Annotated in this window: 16 protein-coding genes; 10 read left to right on the forward strand and 6 right to left on the reverse strand. The window is 71.4% G+C overall.

Annotated elements, in window-relative coordinates; genetic code table 11:
• Positions 1-48: 48 nt before the first annotated feature.
• Positions 49-1,005, forward strand: a complete 957-nt coding sequence (meaB, locus tag ACFV6E_RS14725) for a methylmalonyl Co-A mutase-associated GTPase MeaB (RefSeq protein WP_385167339.1) — start codon at positions 49-51, stop codon at positions 1,003-1,005.
• Between the two features lie 71 nt (positions 1,006-1,076).
• On the opposite strand, the gene ACFV6E_RS14730 is transcribed toward meaB, so the two are convergent.
• Positions 1,077-1,748 (reverse strand): PepSY domain-containing protein, encoded by a 672-nt coding sequence (locus ACFV6E_RS14730; protein ID WP_385167383.1) that lies wholly within the window; start codon positions 1,746-1,748, stop codon positions 1,077-1,079.
• 174 nt (positions 1,749-1,922) lie between these two features.
• On the opposite strand from ACFV6E_RS14730, the gene ACFV6E_RS14735 reads away from it, so the two are divergent.
• Complete coding sequence (locus ACFV6E_RS14735; RefSeq protein WP_385167337.1) at positions 1,923-2,609, forward strand: response regulator transcription factor; 687 nt, start codon at positions 1,923-1,925, stop codon at positions 2,607-2,609.
• The gene (locus ACFV6E_RS14740; RefSeq protein WP_385461813.1) at positions 2,606-4,141 is read left to right on the forward strand and encodes a sensor histidine kinase; all 1,536 of its coding nucleotides are present in this window, start codon (positions 2,606-2,608) and stop codon (positions 4,139-4,141) included. The genes ACFV6E_RS14735 and ACFV6E_RS14740 overlap by 4 nt, the downstream gene beginning before the upstream one ends.
• Here the strand turns inward: ACFV6E_RS14740 and ACFV6E_RS14745 are convergent.
• The 4 genes from ACFV6E_RS14745 to ACFV6E_RS14760 form a co-directional block, all read right to left on the reverse strand.
• Positions 4,101-4,577, reverse strand: coding sequence for a MarR family winged helix-turn-helix transcriptional regulator (locus ACFV6E_RS14745; RefSeq protein WP_385167333.1), 477 nt, complete (start codon positions 4,575-4,577; stop codon positions 4,101-4,103). The two genes, ACFV6E_RS14740 and ACFV6E_RS14745, sit on opposite strands and share 41 nt — an antisense overlap.
• A 92-nt stretch (positions 4,578-4,669) precedes the next feature.
• Positions 4,670-5,467, reverse strand: coding sequence for an AIM24 family protein (locus ACFV6E_RS14750; protein ID WP_385167332.1), 798 nt, complete (start codon positions 5,465-5,467; stop codon positions 4,670-4,672).
• Positions 5,464-6,114, reverse strand: a complete 651-nt coding sequence (locus tag ACFV6E_RS14755) for an AIM24 family protein (RefSeq protein ID WP_385167330.1) — start codon at positions 6,112-6,114, stop codon at positions 5,464-5,466. Before ACFV6E_RS14755 ends, ACFV6E_RS14750 begins: the two co-directional genes overlap by 4 nt.
• Before the next feature lies 1 nt (position 6,115).
• Positions 6,116-6,748, reverse strand: coding sequence for an AIM24 family protein (locus ACFV6E_RS14760; RefSeq protein ID WP_385167381.1), 633 nt, complete (start codon positions 6,746-6,748; stop codon positions 6,116-6,118).
• Positions 6,749-6,979: 231 nt separating this feature from the next.
• Between ACFV6E_RS14760 and ACFV6E_RS14765 the strand changes: the two genes are divergently transcribed.
• The 4 genes from ACFV6E_RS14765 (at position 6,980) to ACFV6E_RS14780 (ending at position 11,573) form a co-directional block, all read left to right on the forward strand.
• Entirely contained in the window at positions 6,980-7,327 is a 348-nt protein-coding gene (locus ACFV6E_RS14765; protein ID WP_385461815.1) for a DUF3817 domain-containing protein, read from the forward strand.
• Positions 7,324-7,617 carry an MTH1187 family thiamine-binding protein gene (locus ACFV6E_RS14770; protein ID WP_385461818.1) on the forward strand — a complete coding sequence of 98 codons (294 nt, stop codon included), beginning with the start codon at positions 7,324-7,326 and terminating at the stop codon, positions 7,615-7,617. Before ACFV6E_RS14765 ends, ACFV6E_RS14770 begins: the two co-directional genes overlap by 4 nt.
• A 209-nt stretch (positions 7,618-7,826) precedes the next feature.
• Complete coding sequence (locus ACFV6E_RS14775; protein WP_385461821.1) at positions 7,827-9,614, forward strand: glycosyltransferase family 2 protein; 1,788 nt, start codon at positions 7,827-7,829, stop codon at positions 9,612-9,614.
• Between the two features lie 3 nt (positions 9,615-9,617).
• Positions 9,618-11,573, forward strand: coding sequence for a galactose oxidase-like domain-containing protein (locus ACFV6E_RS14780; RefSeq protein ID WP_385167323.1), 1,956 nt, complete (start codon positions 9,618-9,620; stop codon positions 11,571-11,573).
• A 12-nt stretch (positions 11,574-11,585) separates the two neighbouring features.
• Here the strand turns inward: ACFV6E_RS14780 and ACFV6E_RS14785 are convergent, their stop codons facing one another.
• A complete protein-coding gene (locus tag ACFV6E_RS14785; protein ID WP_385461824.1) occupies positions 11,586-12,593 on the reverse strand; it encodes a glycoside hydrolase family 6 protein in 1,008 nt (335 codons plus the stop codon).
• A 392-nt stretch (positions 12,594-12,985) separates the two neighbouring features.
• On the opposite strand from ACFV6E_RS14785, the gene ACFV6E_RS14790 reads away from it, so the two are divergent.
• The 3 genes from ACFV6E_RS14790 to ACFV6E_RS14800 all read left to right on the forward strand — a co-directional run bounded on the left by ACFV6E_RS14790 (position 12,986) and on the right by ACFV6E_RS14800 (position 15,743).
• Positions 12,986-13,495 carry a MarR family winged helix-turn-helix transcriptional regulator gene (locus tag ACFV6E_RS14790; protein ID WP_385167320.1) on the forward strand — a complete coding sequence of 170 codons (510 nt, stop codon included), beginning with the start codon at positions 12,986-12,988 and terminating at the stop codon, positions 13,493-13,495.
• A 66-nt stretch (positions 13,496-13,561) separates the two neighbouring features.
• A complete protein-coding gene (locus ACFV6E_RS14795) occupies positions 13,562-13,900 on the forward strand; it encodes a DUF3817 domain-containing protein (RefSeq protein WP_385461827.1) in 339 nt (112 codons plus the stop codon).
• A gap of 142 nt (positions 13,901-14,042) precedes the next feature.
• Positions 14,043-15,743 carry a methylmalonyl-CoA mutase gene (locus ACFV6E_RS14800; protein ID WP_385461830.1) on the forward strand — a complete coding sequence of 567 codons (1,701 nt, stop codon included), beginning with the start codon at positions 14,043-14,045 and terminating at the stop codon, positions 15,741-15,743.
• The last annotated feature ends 198 nt before the right edge of the window (positions 15,744-15,941 follow it).

The following is a 15,941-nucleotide window of genomic DNA, read 5'->3' on the forward strand; positions in this document are numbered from 1 at the left end:
CGGCACAACCGGCCGACCTTCGGCCGTACGGAACCGAACGGAGCTGTGATGCAGGACGTCTCCTCGCTGGTGGCCCAGGCCAGGGAAGGCCGGCCGCGGGCCGTGGCCCGGCTGATCTCCCTGGTGGAGGGGGCGTCCCCGCAGCTCCGCGAGGTCATGGCGGCGCTCGCCCCGCTGGCGGGCAACGCGTACGTGGTGGGGCTGACCGGCTCCCCGGGCGTCGGCAAGTCGACGTCCACCTCGGCGCTGGTCAGCGCCTACCGGCGGGCCGGGAAGCGGGTCGGCGTCCTCGCCGTCGACCCCTCCTCGCCGTTCTCCGGCGGCGCGCTCCTCGGCGACCGGGTGCGGATGTCCGAGCACGCCTCCGACCCCGGTGTCTACATCCGGTCCATGGCGACCCGGGGCCACCTCGGCGGGCTCGCCTGGGCGGCGCCCCAGGCGATCCGCGTCCTGGACGCCGCGGGCTGCGACGTGGTCCTCGTCGAGACGGTCGGCGTCGGCCAGTCCGAGGTGGAGATCGCCTCGCAGGCCGACACCTCCGTCGTCCTGCTCGCCCCGGGCATGGGCGACGGCATCCAGGCCGCGAAGGCCGGGATCCTGGAGATCGGCGACGTGTACGTGGTGAACAAGGCCGACCGCGACGGCGCCGACGCGACGGCCCGCGAGCTCAACCACATGCTCGGGCTCGGCGAGTCCCGGGGACCGGGCGATTGGCGGCCTCCGATCGTGAAGACGGTGGCCGCGCGCGGCGAGGGCGTCGACGAGGTCGTCGAGGCGCTGGAGAAGCACCGGGCGTGGATGGAGGAGCGGGGCGTGCTCGCCGAGCGGCGCCTCGCCCGCGCCGCCCGCGAGGTCGAGACCATCGCGGTGACCGCCCTGCGCGAACGCATCGGCGACCTGCACGGCGACCGCCGCCTGAGCGCCCTCGCAGAGCGCATCGTCTCGGGCGACCTGGACCCGTACGTGGCGGCGGACGAGCTGGTGGCGGGGCTCACGGAGGGCTGAGCGGGCCCATCCCCACGTACTCCACATACCCGTGCGGGACGCGTGGAGTACGTGGGGGACACGAGGGACGGTCAGTCGTCGTCCGAGTCGTGGTCGTCCGAGTGGCGGCCGTCCGAGCCCTTGTCGTCCGAGGCGTCGTCGTCCGCACCGTCGTCGTCCGAGCGGTCCGCCGTGACCTTGCCCGTGGCCGCGTCGACCCGCCAGTCCTTCTCCACGCCCTTCGCCGTCAGGGTCTCGGCCTCCCAGACCGCCGTGGAGTCGTCGTCCAGCTCGATCGAGGTGACCGTGCCGTGCGCGGCGGCGGCGCGGGCGGCGTCGGCGGCCGACGTGGTCGCGCCCTTCAGCGCGGCCCGCGCCTCGGCCGTGTCGTCGCCGTCCTCGTGCTCGGTGTGCGAGGAGAGCACCTTGCCGCCGGCGCTGTCGAGCCGGACGCTGTGCCAGGTGCCGTCCTTGCCCAGGACGTCGACCTCCCAGGCCGCCGGGGACCCGTCGTCGTCCAGTTCCGCGGAGACGGCGGTACCGGAGGTGTCGCGCAGGGCGGCCGTGATGGCGTCGGCCGCGGTCACCCGGGCCGACTTCGCGGCCGCCGCGTCGTCGCCCGTGTGCCGGGAATCGCCGCTCGTGTGCCGCGCATCGTCGTGCGAGCCGCGGGAATCGTCGCCGGTGACGGCGAGCGCGGTGGCGGTGCCGCCGCCGACCAGGGCCGCGGCGGCGACGGTGGCGACGAGGGCGTTGCGCTTCATGACGCGCTTCATGTGGGTTCCTCCCGTAAGGGTCAGGCACGGCGCGTCCGACCGGTTCGCCGTGTTCGCCGTGTTCGCCGTGCTTTCGACGGGACCCACCGTGACGCAGACATGCTGAACCGGACCTGAAGCCGCCTGAAGGCCGCTTCAGGTTCCGTTTGGGACCCTGGGGGCATGCAGCCGTCCGATGCCCGCCACCACCCGTACCGTCTCCTGATCGTGGAGGACGAGCGGCGCCTCGCCGTGTCGCTGGCCAGGGGGCTGACCGCCGAGGGCTTCGCCGTGGACGTCGTCCACGACGGGCGCCAGGGCCTGCGCCTGGCCGGCGAGGGCGGGTACGACCTGGTCGTGCTCGACATCATGCTGCCCGGCCTGAACGGCTACCGGGTCTGCGCCGCGCTGCGCGCCGCGGGCCACGAGGTGCCGATCCTGATGCTCACCGCCAAGGACGGCGAGTACGACGAGGCGGAGGGGCTCGACACCGGCGCCGACGACTACCTGACCAAGCCGTTCAGCTACGTGGTCCTGGTGGCCCGGGTGAAGGCGCTGCTGCGGCGGCGCGGCGCGCCCTCGCCGGTGCGGGTCCTCGGCGATCTGAAGGTGGACACCGCCGCCCGGCGCGTCTTCCGCGGCGACGGCGAGATCACCCTGACCGCCAAGGAGTTCGCGGTCCTGGAGCAGCTCGTCGCGCGGGCCGGCGAGGTGGTCTCCAAGGCCGACATCCTGGAGCGCGTCTGGGACTTCGCCTACGAGGGCGATCCCAACATCGTCGAGGTGTACGTGAGCACGCTGCGCCGCAAGCTCGGGGCGTCGCTCATCGCGACCGTCCGCGGTGCCGGCTACCGCCTGGAGGCGGCGTGAGGCGGCTCTTCGGGTCGGTACGGGCCCGTGCCACGCTCGCGGCGACTTTCGTGGTCGCCGTCGCGCTCGTCGCCGCGGGCATCGCCGTGCTCTTCTCGCTGCGGTCCAACCTCTACGAACAAGCGGGCACGGAGGCCGAGCGGGCCGCCCGTACCGTGGCCGCGGACCTGGCGGGCGGGACCGCGTACGACGAGCTGTCGCTCGACGGCGACCGGCCGGTCCAGGTGGTCGACGCCTCGGGCACGCTGGTCGCGGCGAGCGAGGACCTGGAGCGGATCAGCGGTACGGGGGTCGACGCGGTGCGCCCGCGGGCGTCGGCGGGCGGCGGCAGCGGTGCCGCCGACGGCGCCGGTGAGGACGGCGATGACGACGACAGCGACGACGACAGCGGGGGCGGGCACAACGGCGGCCGGGGCAACGACGACGCGCTGGAACCGGGCGAGATCGGCGACGACGCGGACTTCTCCGACGGCACCGCCACGATCGACGGGGAGAGCGCCGACTACCGCTTCGCGGCGGTGGAGGTCGAGGTCGAGGTCCAGGACAGGGGCACGCTCACGGTGTACGCCGGGTCCCCGCTGACCGCCGAACAGAGCGCGGTGCGCACCGCGTTGACCGTGATGCTGATCGGGTTCCCGCTGCTGCTCGCCGTCATGGCGGGCGTGACCTGGCTGGTCACCAGGCGGGCGCTGCGGCCCGTGGAGGGCATCCGCGGCGAGATGGCCGCCATCACGGCCTCCGAGGACCTCGCGCGCCGGGTGCCGGTGCCGGACACGCACGACGAGGTGGCCCGGCTGGCCCGGACGACGAACGAGACGCTGGCGGTCCTGGAGGCGTCCGTGGAGCGGCAGCGCCGGTTCGTCGCCGACGCCTCGCACGAGCTGCGCTCCCCGATCGCCAGTCTGCGCACCCAGCTCGAAGTGGGCGTCGCGCACCCGGAGTTGCTGGACGTCCCGGGCGCCGTCGAGGACACCGTACGGCTCCAGCGGCTCGCCGCCGATCTGCTGCTGCTCGCGCGGCTCGACGCGGGGGAGGGGCCCGGGGACGCGCGGTTCGACCTCGGGGCGCTGGTGCGTCGGGAGGCGGCGCAGCGGGCGGGCGTCACGGTGGACGCGGCGGCCGTCGAAGTGGCCGGGTCCCGGGGGCAGGTGGGCCGTGTCCTGGCCAATCTGCTGGACAACGCGCGGCGGCACGCGCGCAGCCGGACCGCCGTGACGCTCCGCACCGAGGGGCCGTGGGCGGTGCTCGCGGTCGCCGACGACGGGGCCGGTGTGCCGGAACACGAGCGGGAGCGGATCTTCGAGCGGTTCGTGCGGCTCGACGACGCCCGCAGCCGCGACGACGGCGGGGCCGGTCTCGGCCTCGCCATCGCCCGCGACGTGGCACGGCGGCACGGCGGCACGCTCACCGTCCGCGAGGCGCCCGGCGGCGGGGCACTGTTCGAACTCAGGCTGCCCGCCGGCCGGTCACCGGCCGGCGGCGGTCCGGCCGCTACGGACGGCCGCGCTGCCCGCGCAGATGCTCCGCGATAGGGGTCAGTGACTTGTGGAGCTCCTCCAAGGCCTCCGGGGGGAGCAGGTCGATGAAGTGCTTGCGGACGGAACCCACATGGTGCGGTGCGACCTTGCGCATCGTCTCCAGGCCGTGGTCGGTGAGGACGGCGTACAGACCCCGCCGGTCGGACTCGCAGTTCTCGCGGCGCACCAGGTTCGCGTTCTCCATGCGGGTGATCTGGTGCGAGAGGCGGCTCTTGGACTGGAGGGTGGCGGACGCGAGATCACTCATCCGCATCCGTACGTCCTCCGACTCGGAGAGGTTCACCAGGATCTCGTAGTCGTTCATTGTCAGGCCGAACGGCTGAAGGTCCTTCTCGAGCTGGTACGTCAACAGCCTGTTGACCTCCAGGTGGGTGCGCCAGGCGCACTGCTCCGCATCGGTCAGCCAGCGCGTGGCCGTCTCGGTCTCCATGAATGAAGTCTACCTAAAAAGTTGAAAGGCGAACTAGTGAGGGCGGTGTGACGGCGCGCACGCGTTCGACGTCACACTCCGCAGACTACCGCTCACAGCCCGAAGCGACGCTGGAGGTCACCGAGCTGTCCGGGAAGGCGCGGTGCGCCGGCCTGTGGGTTGTGCGCCCCCGGCGACCCGCCGCCGCCCGGCACTCCGGCCTGCTGCGGAACGGCTCCGGTGGCCTGCTCGGCCATCAGCTCCTCGGACGACTGGAGCAGCACCGTGCCCGCTCCGACGAACTCGAACTGATGCTCCTCGCCGGAGGCTCCGCCGATCCCCGTCATCGCACGTAGACCGCCCATTACACCTGTCAGGTAGGCATGGTCGTAGTGGTGGCACGGGGAGGGGCAGTCGGCCCAGCCGACCAGGGCCTGCGGGTCCACCCGGATCGGCGGTTCCATGAACACCACCGGGCCGTTGGACGCGGCCACGAACTTGCCGGTGCCTATGAGGGTCAGGAACCCCGGGACGATGGACTGCTTGAGCGCGAGACTTGGCTGAAAAGCGAGGAGGTTGCCCGAGCGAATGGTCAGATTGCCCTCCTCCAGGTCGAAGGAGTTCACGTCGAAGGCCCGGTCGGCGAGGAGCATCTTCCCGGAGCCCTCGGCGACGACCCAGTCGCTCGCGTGCAGAGGCGAATGGAACGACGAACGGACCAGACGGTCGAGCCGGCCGTGCCCGATCCCGTTGAACTCCATCGAGCCGTAGTAGGCGATCATCTTGCCCTTCTGCAGGAACCACTGGCTCCCCTTGAGCTCCACGCAGAAGGTGTAGGCGTTCACATTGTCGTCGGCCGGCAGCGTCAGCGGATCGAAGACCTGCGGGCCCGAGGCCCCGTACCCGTTCACAGCTTCTCCTCCGAGGCCTGGACGTACACCGTGCCGCTGCCGCTCAGCTCCAGCTGGAACGCCTCGCCGGAACCGCGGCCCACCATGTCGCGCCAGCCGAGCGCGGTGGAGAGCTTGTTGCGTACGTCGCCGTGGTGCGCCACGTACGCCTGCGGGTCGACGTGGACCGGGCGCTGGGGGGTGATCGGCACCTCGATGACCCCGCCGTGCGCCATGACCGCGACCGCGCCCTGGCCCTTCAGGGTCGTGGTGAACAGGCCCTGCCCGGTCACCTGGCCGCGCACCATGCCCATCACTCCGCCCTGCGAGCCCATGAACATGGTGCCCTGCTGGAGCGTCCCGTCGAAGGCGAGCAGCCGGTCCGCCTCCACGTACAGGGTGTCGCCGCTGAGGTTGATCACCTGTATGTGGTGGCCGCCGTGCCCGAAGAGCACGGTGCCCGAGCCCTCGACGGTCATCAGCGGCGTCGCCTCGTTCGCCAGGCGGCGGCCGATCATCGACATCACGCCGCCCTGGCCGCCCTGCACGTTCGGCGTGAAGGACACCTCGCCCTTGTAGGCGAGCATCGCGCCGCGCTGGCTGAACAGCCGCTGGCCGGGCGCCACGGTGGCCTCGACCATCTTCGAGTTGATCTCACGGAAGGCCATGTCACACATCCCCCGCGATCGTGTTGCGCTCACTGGGCTGCACATAGACCAGGCCGTCGCCCTCGAACCGGATCTGGAACGCCTCGCCGCCGCCCTCGCCCATGATCGTGCGGAACGTCACACCCGCCTGGAAGGACTGCCGCACATTGCCCTGGTGCGCGATGTACGCCCCCGGGTCGACGGTCAGCGGGTACTGCGCGCTGACCCGCAGCACCACCGCGGGGCCGTCCGACATGATGGCCGCCTGGCCGTGCCCCTCGACGGTCGTCGTGAACAGCCCGTTGCCCTGGGAGGCGCCGCGCAGCCCGGTGAACGACGTGCCCGTGCGCAGCCCGGCGTCGGTCGCCAGCAGATTGCTCGACTCGACGTAGAGCTTGTCCCCCTGGAGACCCACCAGGTTGATCTCGGACGCGCGGTCGGCGAACCAGCAGGTCCCGTGCCCTTTCACCTCCATCACCGTCATCTGCTCGCCGGTGAGGCGCCGGGTCACCATCCCCCGTATCCCCTCACCGCCGCCGCTCAGCTTCTTGAAGGACATCTGCCCGTCGTACGCGACCATCGAGCCGTTCTTCGCCTTCACGGCGTCGCCGGTCATGTCTACGGCCAGCACCTTGCTGCCCTGGAGTCGGAACATTGCCACGCTGCGAAGGTAGCCGCCGCTGGTCACGGCCAACAGGTCCCCAGGGTGGATACCGCCCCTGAGAAGAACCCCTAGGAGGCGCGCCGTCCCGTACCCCGCGCCGGGTCCGGCCGTCCCGGGTGCCACAATGGACGCGCGCTTGTGCGCCCGTTCACAAAGCGGCCCCGCCCTGAACGGCCCGAAACGCGAACGACCCGAAACGCGAACTCCCACCGAAGGTGACCCGTGGACATAAAGACCGCCACCGCCCTCCGCCGCCTCCGTCTGGTCTCGGGCCCCGAGGCCGTCTCGTTCCTGCTGCTGCTGGTCTGCTCGGTGCTCAAGCGCACCACGGACTTCAACGCCGTGCCCGTGATGGGCGCGATCCACGGCGTCCTCTTCGTGCTGTACGTGATCTTCTGGGTGGACGCCTGGAACCGCGCGAAGTGGCCGCTGGGCGCCGCCGCCCTCTACTTCGTCCTGTCCGTGCTGCCCACCGGCGGCTTCTTCGCCGAGCGCCGGCTGCGCCGCGAGGCCGAGGACGCGGTCATCGCCTCCCGCGCCCGCCGCGAGGGCGTCGTGGAGACGTCATGATCGTCGCCTTCTCCGTGACACCGCTGGGCGTCGGCGAGGACGTCGGGGAGTACGTGGCCGACGCGGTGCGGGTGGTCCGCGAGTCGGGCCTGCCGAACCGTACCGACGCCATGTTCACCTCCGTCGAGGGCGAGTGGGACGAGGTCATGGACGTCGTCCGGCGCGCCGTCGCCGCCGTCGAGGCCCGCGCGCCGCGCGTCTCGCTCGTCCTGAAGGCCGACATCCGCCCCGGCGTGACGGACGGCCTCACCGCCAAGGTGGAGACGGTGGAACGGCACCTGTCCGCCTAGCGGATCCTCCTCGAAGACACGAACCCCGGCCCTGATGGGCCGGGGTTTCTCGTCGTGCCCGCCGGTGTCGAGTCCGGCAGCTCTCTCGCACTCCATCGGACGCGTCCGGTTCGACACGCCACGAGAAGTCCACTTGTGTGGGGATATCGGCTCGTTCGATCACTTCCGAGCGCTTCCGATCCAGCATTGGTCAATCACTGGAGGGCGCTGTGCGGCCCGAGGGCTACCACTACGACACCTACAGCCGACTCGCGGGACCGCTGACGCAGCCGTCCGGCTCGGCCTACCGGGTGCAGTACACCAAGCTCCTGTCGCGGGAACCGCACCGAATACGAGCCGTCCTGCTGATGACCCTGGCACCGGTCCTCACCTGCGTGCTCCTGGTCTACCTGGTCTGGCCGAGCCACTGGGTGGAGCGCGAGGGCGGCGCCCGCTGGCTCATCGGCCTCGACGCCACGATGCTCGTCTCCATCGGGCTGATCGAGCTGTTCATGGTCGTCAACGTGGTGTCCATCGCGCACGCGACGATGGTGGCCAGGGACCCCGTACCCGTCGTCCCCGAGCCCGGCACCCGGGTCGCGTTCCTCACCACGTACGTGCCCGGCAAGGAACCCCTGTCGATGCTGCGCGCCACCCTCGAGGGCGCGGTCGGCGTCACCCACACCGGTCCGCTCGACGTCTGGCTCCTCGACGAGGGCGACGACGCGCAGGCCAGGGCGCTGTGCGCGGAGCTCGGCGTCCGGCACTTCACCCGCTTCGGCGTCCCGGAGTGGAACCGGGACAGCGGCGTCCACAAGACCCGCACCAAGCACGGCAACTACAACGCCTGGATAGCCATGCACGGCGGCGAGTACGACTTCTTCGCCTCCGTCGACACCGACCACGTGCCGCTGCCCAACTTCCTGGAGCGGATGATGGGTTACTTCCGGGACCCGGACGTCGCCTTCGTCGTCGGACCGCAGGTCTACGGCAACTACACCTCGCCCGTCACCAAGGCCGCCGAGTCGCAGCAGTTCCTCTTCCACGCGCTGATCCAGCGCGCCGGCAACCGCTACCGGGCCCCCATGTTCGTCGGCACCAACAACGTCGTACGCGTCGAGGCCGTCAAGCAGGTCGGCGGGCTCTACGACTCCATCACCGAGGACATGGCCACCGGCTTCGAGCTGCACCGGCACCGCAACCCGCGCACCGGCGGGTACTGGCGCTCCGTCTACACCCCGGACGTACTCGCGGTGGGGGAGGGCCCCGCCTCCTGGACGGACTTCTTCACCCAGCAGCTGCGCTGGTCGCGCGGCACCTACGAGACGCTGTTCAAGCAGTACTGGAAGGCGCCCCTGCGGATGCCGGCCGGCCGGCTCTTCTCGTACACGCTGATGCTCGTCTACTACCCGATGACGGCCGTCAACTGGCTGCTCGGGATCCTCAGTTGCGTGCTGTTCCTGTGGTTCGGGGCGTCCGGCACCCAGGTCGCGGCCTCCGTCTGGCTGATGCTCTACAGCGACGCCGCCGCCCTTCAGATCGGCCTCTACCTCTGGAACCGGCGGCACAACGTCTCCCCGCACGAACCGCAGGGCTCCGGCGGTCTCGCCGGGATGGCGATGTCGGCCCTGTCGGCCCCCATCTACCTCAAGTCGCTCGGCTCGGCCGTCGCGCGCACTCCCAGCCGGTTCGTGGTCACCCCCAAGGGCGGGGACGCCAGCGCCGACCGGATGGCGACCTTCCGTATCCATCTGTACTGGGCGGCGCTCCTCGCGGTCTCCCTGCTCGCGTCGGTCCTCCTCGGCCACACCCACGCGGCCATGCGCACCTGGGCCGCCCTCGCCATGGCGATATCCCTGGCGCCCGCCGCGGTGTGGCTCACCACCCAGTACCGGGAGCGCCGGGCGGGCGAGGCGCGGCAGCCCGCCGCGCGCCGCGCCGAGAAGAGCAAGGAGCCCGCGCTGGCGGGCGGCGGCTCCCCGACCCCGGTGTCCGGTTCCACGACAGGAGGCAACTAGGCCATGGCCTACCGGATCTCGCAGAAGACGAAGAAGACGGTCCTCGGCATCGGCGGCGTCGCCCTGCTCGCCGGCCTCAACGCCCCGGCGGCCCTGGGCTTCGCCGAGAAGCAGTACTACGAGTACAAGATCGCCCAGCCCGCCTACAAGGCCAGGTACGGCTCCTGGTCGCAGCTGGGCATCCCGAAGGAGTACCGCACCAACGCCATCCACGCCGCGCTGCTGCACACCGGCAAGGTGCTGATCGTCGCGGGCTCCGGGAACGAGATCAAGAAGTTCGACAAGGGCTCCTTCGACACCATCCTGTGGGACCCCAGGACCGACACCTTCAAGAAGATCCCCACCCCCGAGGACTTCTTCTGCTCCGGGCACGCCCAGCTCCCCGACGGCCGGCTCCTGGTGGCGGGCGGCACGGCACGCTACGAGCAGCTCGACGGCGAGGTGGACCGGGCCGGCGGCGGCATGCGGGTGAAGAACGAGAACCCCGACAAAGCGATGTCACTGCCCAAGGGCACCCGCTTCCGCTCCCCGGCAGGCGTCGAGTACGTCAGCAGATTCGATGTCACCGTCCCGCGCGCCAGGCGCACCCAGGTGATCACCTACAACCGGGGCGTCATGCAGCCCTGGAAGACCGAGGTCACCGCGAGCGAGGCGCGGGTCTTCGTGGAGGCCGTCGAGAAGGGCCCGCTGTCGGCCACGGACCGGCAGGCCCAGTACGAGGTCGTCGGCCTCAAGGGCAAGGACGCGGCCGACACCTACGGGCTCTCCGAGAAGATCACCCTCGACAAGCAGGACTTCCAGGGGATCAGGGCCGCCTACGAGTTCGACCCCAAGGCGGAGCGGTACATCCCGGTCGACCCGATGCAGAAGGCCCGCTGGTACCCGACGCTGGTCGGCCTGGACGACGGCCGGGTGCTCGCGGTCTCCGGGCTCGACGACGTCGGGCAGATCGACCCGGGCGACAACGAGATCTACGACCCGGAGACCAAGAAGTGGACCCCGGGGCCCAAGCGGTACTTCCCGACCTACCCGGCGCTCTTCCTCACCAAGGGCGGCAAGCTCTTCTACCCGGCGTCCAACGCCGGTTACGGGCCCGCCGACCAGGGCCGCGAGGCCGGTCTGTGGGACCTGAGGTCGAACACCTTCGAGAAGGTGCCGGGGCTCAGGGACGCCGACGAGACCGAGACCTCGGCCTCCGTGCTGCTGCCCCCGGCCCAGGACCAGAAGGTGATGATCCTGGGCGGCGGAGGCGTCGGCGAGTCGAAGAAGTCGTCCTCGCGCACGGCGGTCGTCGACCTCAAGCAGGACAGCCCGGCCTTCCGGGACGGTCCCGACCTGCCGCAGGGCACCCGCTATCTGAACAGCGTGATCATGCCGGACGACTCGGTGTTCACCACCAACGGCTCCAGGGACTACCGGGGCCGCAGCGCCAGCAACATCCTCAAGGCGCAGTTCTACGACCCGAAGTCCAACACCTTCCGTGAGGCCGCCTCGCCGAGGGTGGGCCGCAACTACCACTCCGAGGCGCTGCTGCTGCCCGACGGCCGGGTCGCCACCTTCGGCTCCGACCCGCTCTTCGACGACCAGCAGAACACCAAACTGGGCCACTTCGAGCAGCGGATGGAGATCTTCACCCCGCCCGCCCTGCACAAGAACGGCAAGAACCGCCCGGTCCTCGGCACCGGCCCCGAAACCCTCGGCAAGGACCGCCGCGCGACCTACGCCACCGCGCACCCGGAGCGGGTCGCCAAGGCCCGGCTGATGCGGCCGAGCGCGGTCACGCACACGACGGACGTCGAGCAGCGGTCCGTCGACCTGAAGGTCACGAAGGACCGCAAGGGTTCGGTGACGGTCGAGGTGCCCGACGACCCGGCGCTGGTGCCGCCCGGCTGGTACATGCTCTTCGTGACGGACGGGGCGGGCACACCGTCCGAGGCGAAGTGGCTCCAGGTCACGTGAGGGCCCGGCCGGCTACGTCCTGGCGTTGCGGGCCAGCCCCAGGGCGTAGTCGGGCCACCACCGCCCGGCCGCCGGGCCGCCCCGGCACGGCCCGTCGGACTCGCCGGGCCGCTTGATCCACAGGAAGGCGTCGAGGGCCGGCTCGCCGGTGTCGGTCGTCGGCGGCGTCCCGAGGGCCCGGCCCGGCGGGTTGCACCAGGCGTCGCCGGGCGTGCCGCCCAGCGGGCCGTTGCCGTTGCGGCTGGTGTCGATCACGAAGTGCTTGCCGTCCAGGTCGTGCGAGAGGGCGACCCCGTACTCCTTCGTCTTCGTGTCCGTCTGGAAGTTGGAGACGTTCAGCGAGAAGCCGTCGGCCCGGTCGACGCCCGCGCGCCTGAGCGGCTCGACCAGCTTGCGGGAGTCCTCGATCCAGGCCGGGTTGCCGGCGTCCAGGTACACCCGCGTGCCGGGCTGCTGCTTCAGCCGGTCGATCGCCTCGTTCAGGAGCTGCTCGCGCTCGCCGTGGTACTCGCCGGGCGTGCAGCCGTCCACGATGTGCGCCACCGCGTCCGGCTCCAGGACCACCAGGGCCCTGCGCTCGCCGAGCGCGTCGGCGAACCGCCCGATCCACTCCCGGTAGGCGTCCGCGTCCGCCGCGCCGCCCGCCGAGTGCTGACCGCAGTCGCGGTGCGGGATGTTGTACGCCACGAAGAGCGCCGTGCGCTTCTCCCGTGCCGCGGCCGTCACGGCCGGTCCGACGACGGAGCCCGGGTCGTCGCCCGCCGGCCACAGCGCGGCCGGCTGCCGGGCGATCCGCTCCAGCAGGTCGGCGTCGGCCGCGCGGCCCTCCTGGCGCCACCGCCGGCTCTGCTCGGCCGCCGGTCCGGCCGGGTCGACCCAGAACGGGGACTTCGCGGCGGACGACGCCTCCCGGGGCTCGGGGCGGACGACGGAGGCCTCGTCGGCGCCCGGCGCGGACGAGCAGCCCGCCGCGAGCCCGAGCGTCGCGAGGACCGCGAAGGAACGGATCAGCCGGGACATCCTGCCCCCTTGGGCGAAGGTGACGTGGGTGACGAGAGACGGTCAATCGTGACATAAAGGGACGTAAGTGAACGTAACCGACATGACTCCGGCGGGTGGCGTCGGCGGCCGGTTCCCTCCGGTGACCGCACCGGGCCCGGCCGCCGGCTCCTGCAGGTGTCCGCGCGGGACGCGGTGGCCGGCCTCCTCAGGTGTCCGCGCGGCGCCCGGTGGCCGTTTCCGGTGATGGCCGCACAAGGGCCGGTGGCCGTTTCCCGGTGGTGGCCGCACGAGGCCCGGTGGCCGTTTCCCCGTGGTGGCCGGGCGGGGGCCGGCGGGCGGCGCGGTGGTGGCCGTGACCGAAACGCGAGACAGGGCTGATCGTCATGTGACCGGCCGGTAGGGTCTTTGCCGTGCCGAAGCCCCTCAGTCTCGCCTTCGACCCCATCGCCCGCGCCGACGAACTCTGGAAGCGCCGCTGGGGTTCCGTGCCCTCCATGGCCGCGATCACCTCGATCATGCGCGCGCACCAGATCCTGCTCGGGGAGGTCGACGCGGTCGTCAAGCCGTACGGCCTGACCTTCGCGCGGTACGAGGCGCTGGTGCTGCTGACCTTCTCCAAGGAGGGCGAACTGCCGATGTCCAAGATCGGCGAGCGGCTGATGGTGCACCCCACGTCCGTGACGAACACCGTCGACCGGCTGGTCAGGTCCGGGCTCGTGGACAAGCGGCCCAACCCCAACGACGGCCGGGGCACGCTCGCCTCCATCACGGACAAGGGCCGCGAGGTCTGCGACGCGGCCACCCGCGACCTGATGGCGATGGACTTCGGGCTCGGCGCGTACGACGCGGAGGAGTGCGCGGAGATCTTCGCGATGCTGCGGCCGCTGCGGGTCGCGGCGCACGACTTCGACGAGGAGTGATCCGTCCGCCCCCGCGCGGCGGGGGCGGACGAAGATCCGGCGAATCGGGCCGTTACGCTCGTAGGCATGAAGAAGAGCGTGCTGACCCGCTACCGCGTCATGGCCTACGTGACCGGTGTGCTGCTGGTCCTGCTGACCCTGGGCGTCATCGCCAAGTACGTGCTGGACATCGGCGGCGCCGCGGACTTCACCCGCGTCGTGGGCATCGCGCACGGCTGGCTCTACGTCGTATACCTGATCTTCGCCTTCGACCTGGGCTCCAAGGCGAAGTGGCCGGTCGGCAAGCAGCTGTGGGTGCTGATCGCGGGCACCGTCCCGACGGCCGCGTTCTTCGTGGAGCGCAAGGTCAGCGCCGAGCTGGAGGCGAAGCTCGCGGACGACTCGCCCGCGGTCGCCAAGGCCTGACGTCCGGGACCTGGACACGGGCTCCGGCCCGCGCGAAGCCCGGCCCGTCCGGGCGTCCGCACGGCCGCGTCCCGCCGCCGTACGCGCGCGTACGGCGGATGCCCATCGACATTTACTAGGACGTCCAAGTAAATTTGAGGGCATGGACGCTGACGCCATCGAGGAAGGCCGCCGACGCTGGCAGGCCCGTTACGACGCCGCGCGCACCCGCGAGGCCGACTTCTCCACGCTCTCCGGTGACCCCGTGGAGCCGGTGTACGGGCCGCGGCCCGGTGACACGTACGACGGGTTCGAGCGGATCGGCTGGCCCGGGGAGTATCCGTTCACGCGCGGGCTGTACGCGACCGGCTACCGGGGGCGTACGTGGACGATCCGGCAGTTCGCGGGGTTCGGCAACGCCGAGCAGACCAACGAGCGCTACAAGACGATCCTCGCCAACGGCGGCGGCGGACTGTCGGTCGCGTTCGACATGCCCACGCTGATGGGCCGGGACTCCGACGACCCGCGCTCGCTCGGCGAGGTCGGCCACTGCGGGGTCGCCATCGACTCGGCGGCCGACATGGAGGTCCTGTTCAAGGACATCCCGCTCGGCGACGTCACGACGTCCATGACGATCAGCGGGCCCGCCGTGCCCGTCTTCTGCATGTACCTGGTGGCCGCCGAGCGCCAGGGCGTGGACCCCGCGACACTCAACGGCACGCTCCAGACGGACATCTTCAAGGAGTACATCGCGCAGAAGGAGTGGCTCTTCCAGCCCGAGCCGCATCTGCGCCTCATCGGCGACCTGATGGAGCACTGCGCCTCGGCGATCCCCGCGTACAAGCCGCTGTCCGTCTCCGGCTACCACATCCGCGAGGCCGGCTCGACGGCCGCGCAGGAGCTGGCGTACACGCTCGCGGACGGGTTCGGGTACGTGGAGCTGGGGCTCAGCCGCGGCCTGGACGTCGACGTCTTCGCGCCCGGCCTCTCCTTCTTCTTCGACGCGCACGTCGATTTCTTCGAGGAGATCGCCAAGTTCCGCGCGGCCCGCCGGATCTGGGCGCGCTGGCTGCGCGACGTGTACGGCGCCAGGACCGACAAGGCCCAGTGGCTGCGCTTCCACACCCAGACCGCCGGGGTCTCGCTGACCGCGCAGCAGCCGTACAACAACGTGGTGCGCACGGCCGTGGAGGCGCTGGCCGCGGTGCTCGGCGGCACGAACTCGCTGCACACCAACGCCCTGGACGAGACCCTCGCGCTCCCCTCCGAGCAGGCCGCGGAGATCGCCCTGCGCACCCAGCAGGTGCTCATGGAGGAGACCGGCGTCGCCAACGTCGCGGACCCGCTGGGCGGCTCGTGGTACATCGAGCAGCTCACCGAGCGGATCGAGGCCGACGCGGAGAAGATCTTCGAGCAGATCAAGGAGCGGGGGCTGCGCGCCCACCCCGACGGGCGGCACCCCATCGGGCCCGTCACCTCGGGCATTCTGCGGGGCATAGAGGACGGCTGGTTCACCGGCGAGATCGCGGAGTCGGCCTTCCGCTACCAGCAGTCCCTGGAGAAGGGCGACAAGCGGGTGGTCGGCGTCAACGTCCACCACGGCTCGGTCACCGGCGACCTGGAGATCCTCCGGGTCAGCCACGAGGTGGAGCGCGAGCAGGTACGGGTGCTCGGCGACCGGAAGACGGCCCGTGACGACGCCGTGGTGCGGTCCGCCCTCGACACCATGCTCACCGCGGCCCGCGACGGCTCCAACATGATCGCCCCGATGCTGGCCGCCGTACGCGCGGAGGCCACGCTGGGCGAGATCTGCGGAGTACTGAGGGAGGAGTGGGGGGTGTACACGGAGCCGGCGGGATTCTGAGGGGCTTTTGAGGGCGGGCACAGCCCGCCCTTTCAGGGGCGCGGGGCTGTGTACATGTGCGGCTCCGCCGCGTGGGCGCGACCAGCCACGACGGCGCCGCAGACGCCGGACGACAGCCCAGGGCACTCCCGGGGGCGGGGGGGGGGGGGCGCGGGGCGGGCGGAGCCCCCCCCCCCCCCCCCACCCGCAGAAACACAC

Source organism: Streptomyces sp. NPDC059785, assembly GCF_042732375.1.
GTDB lineage: Bacteria > Actinomycetota > Actinomycetes > Streptomycetales > Streptomycetaceae > Streptomyces.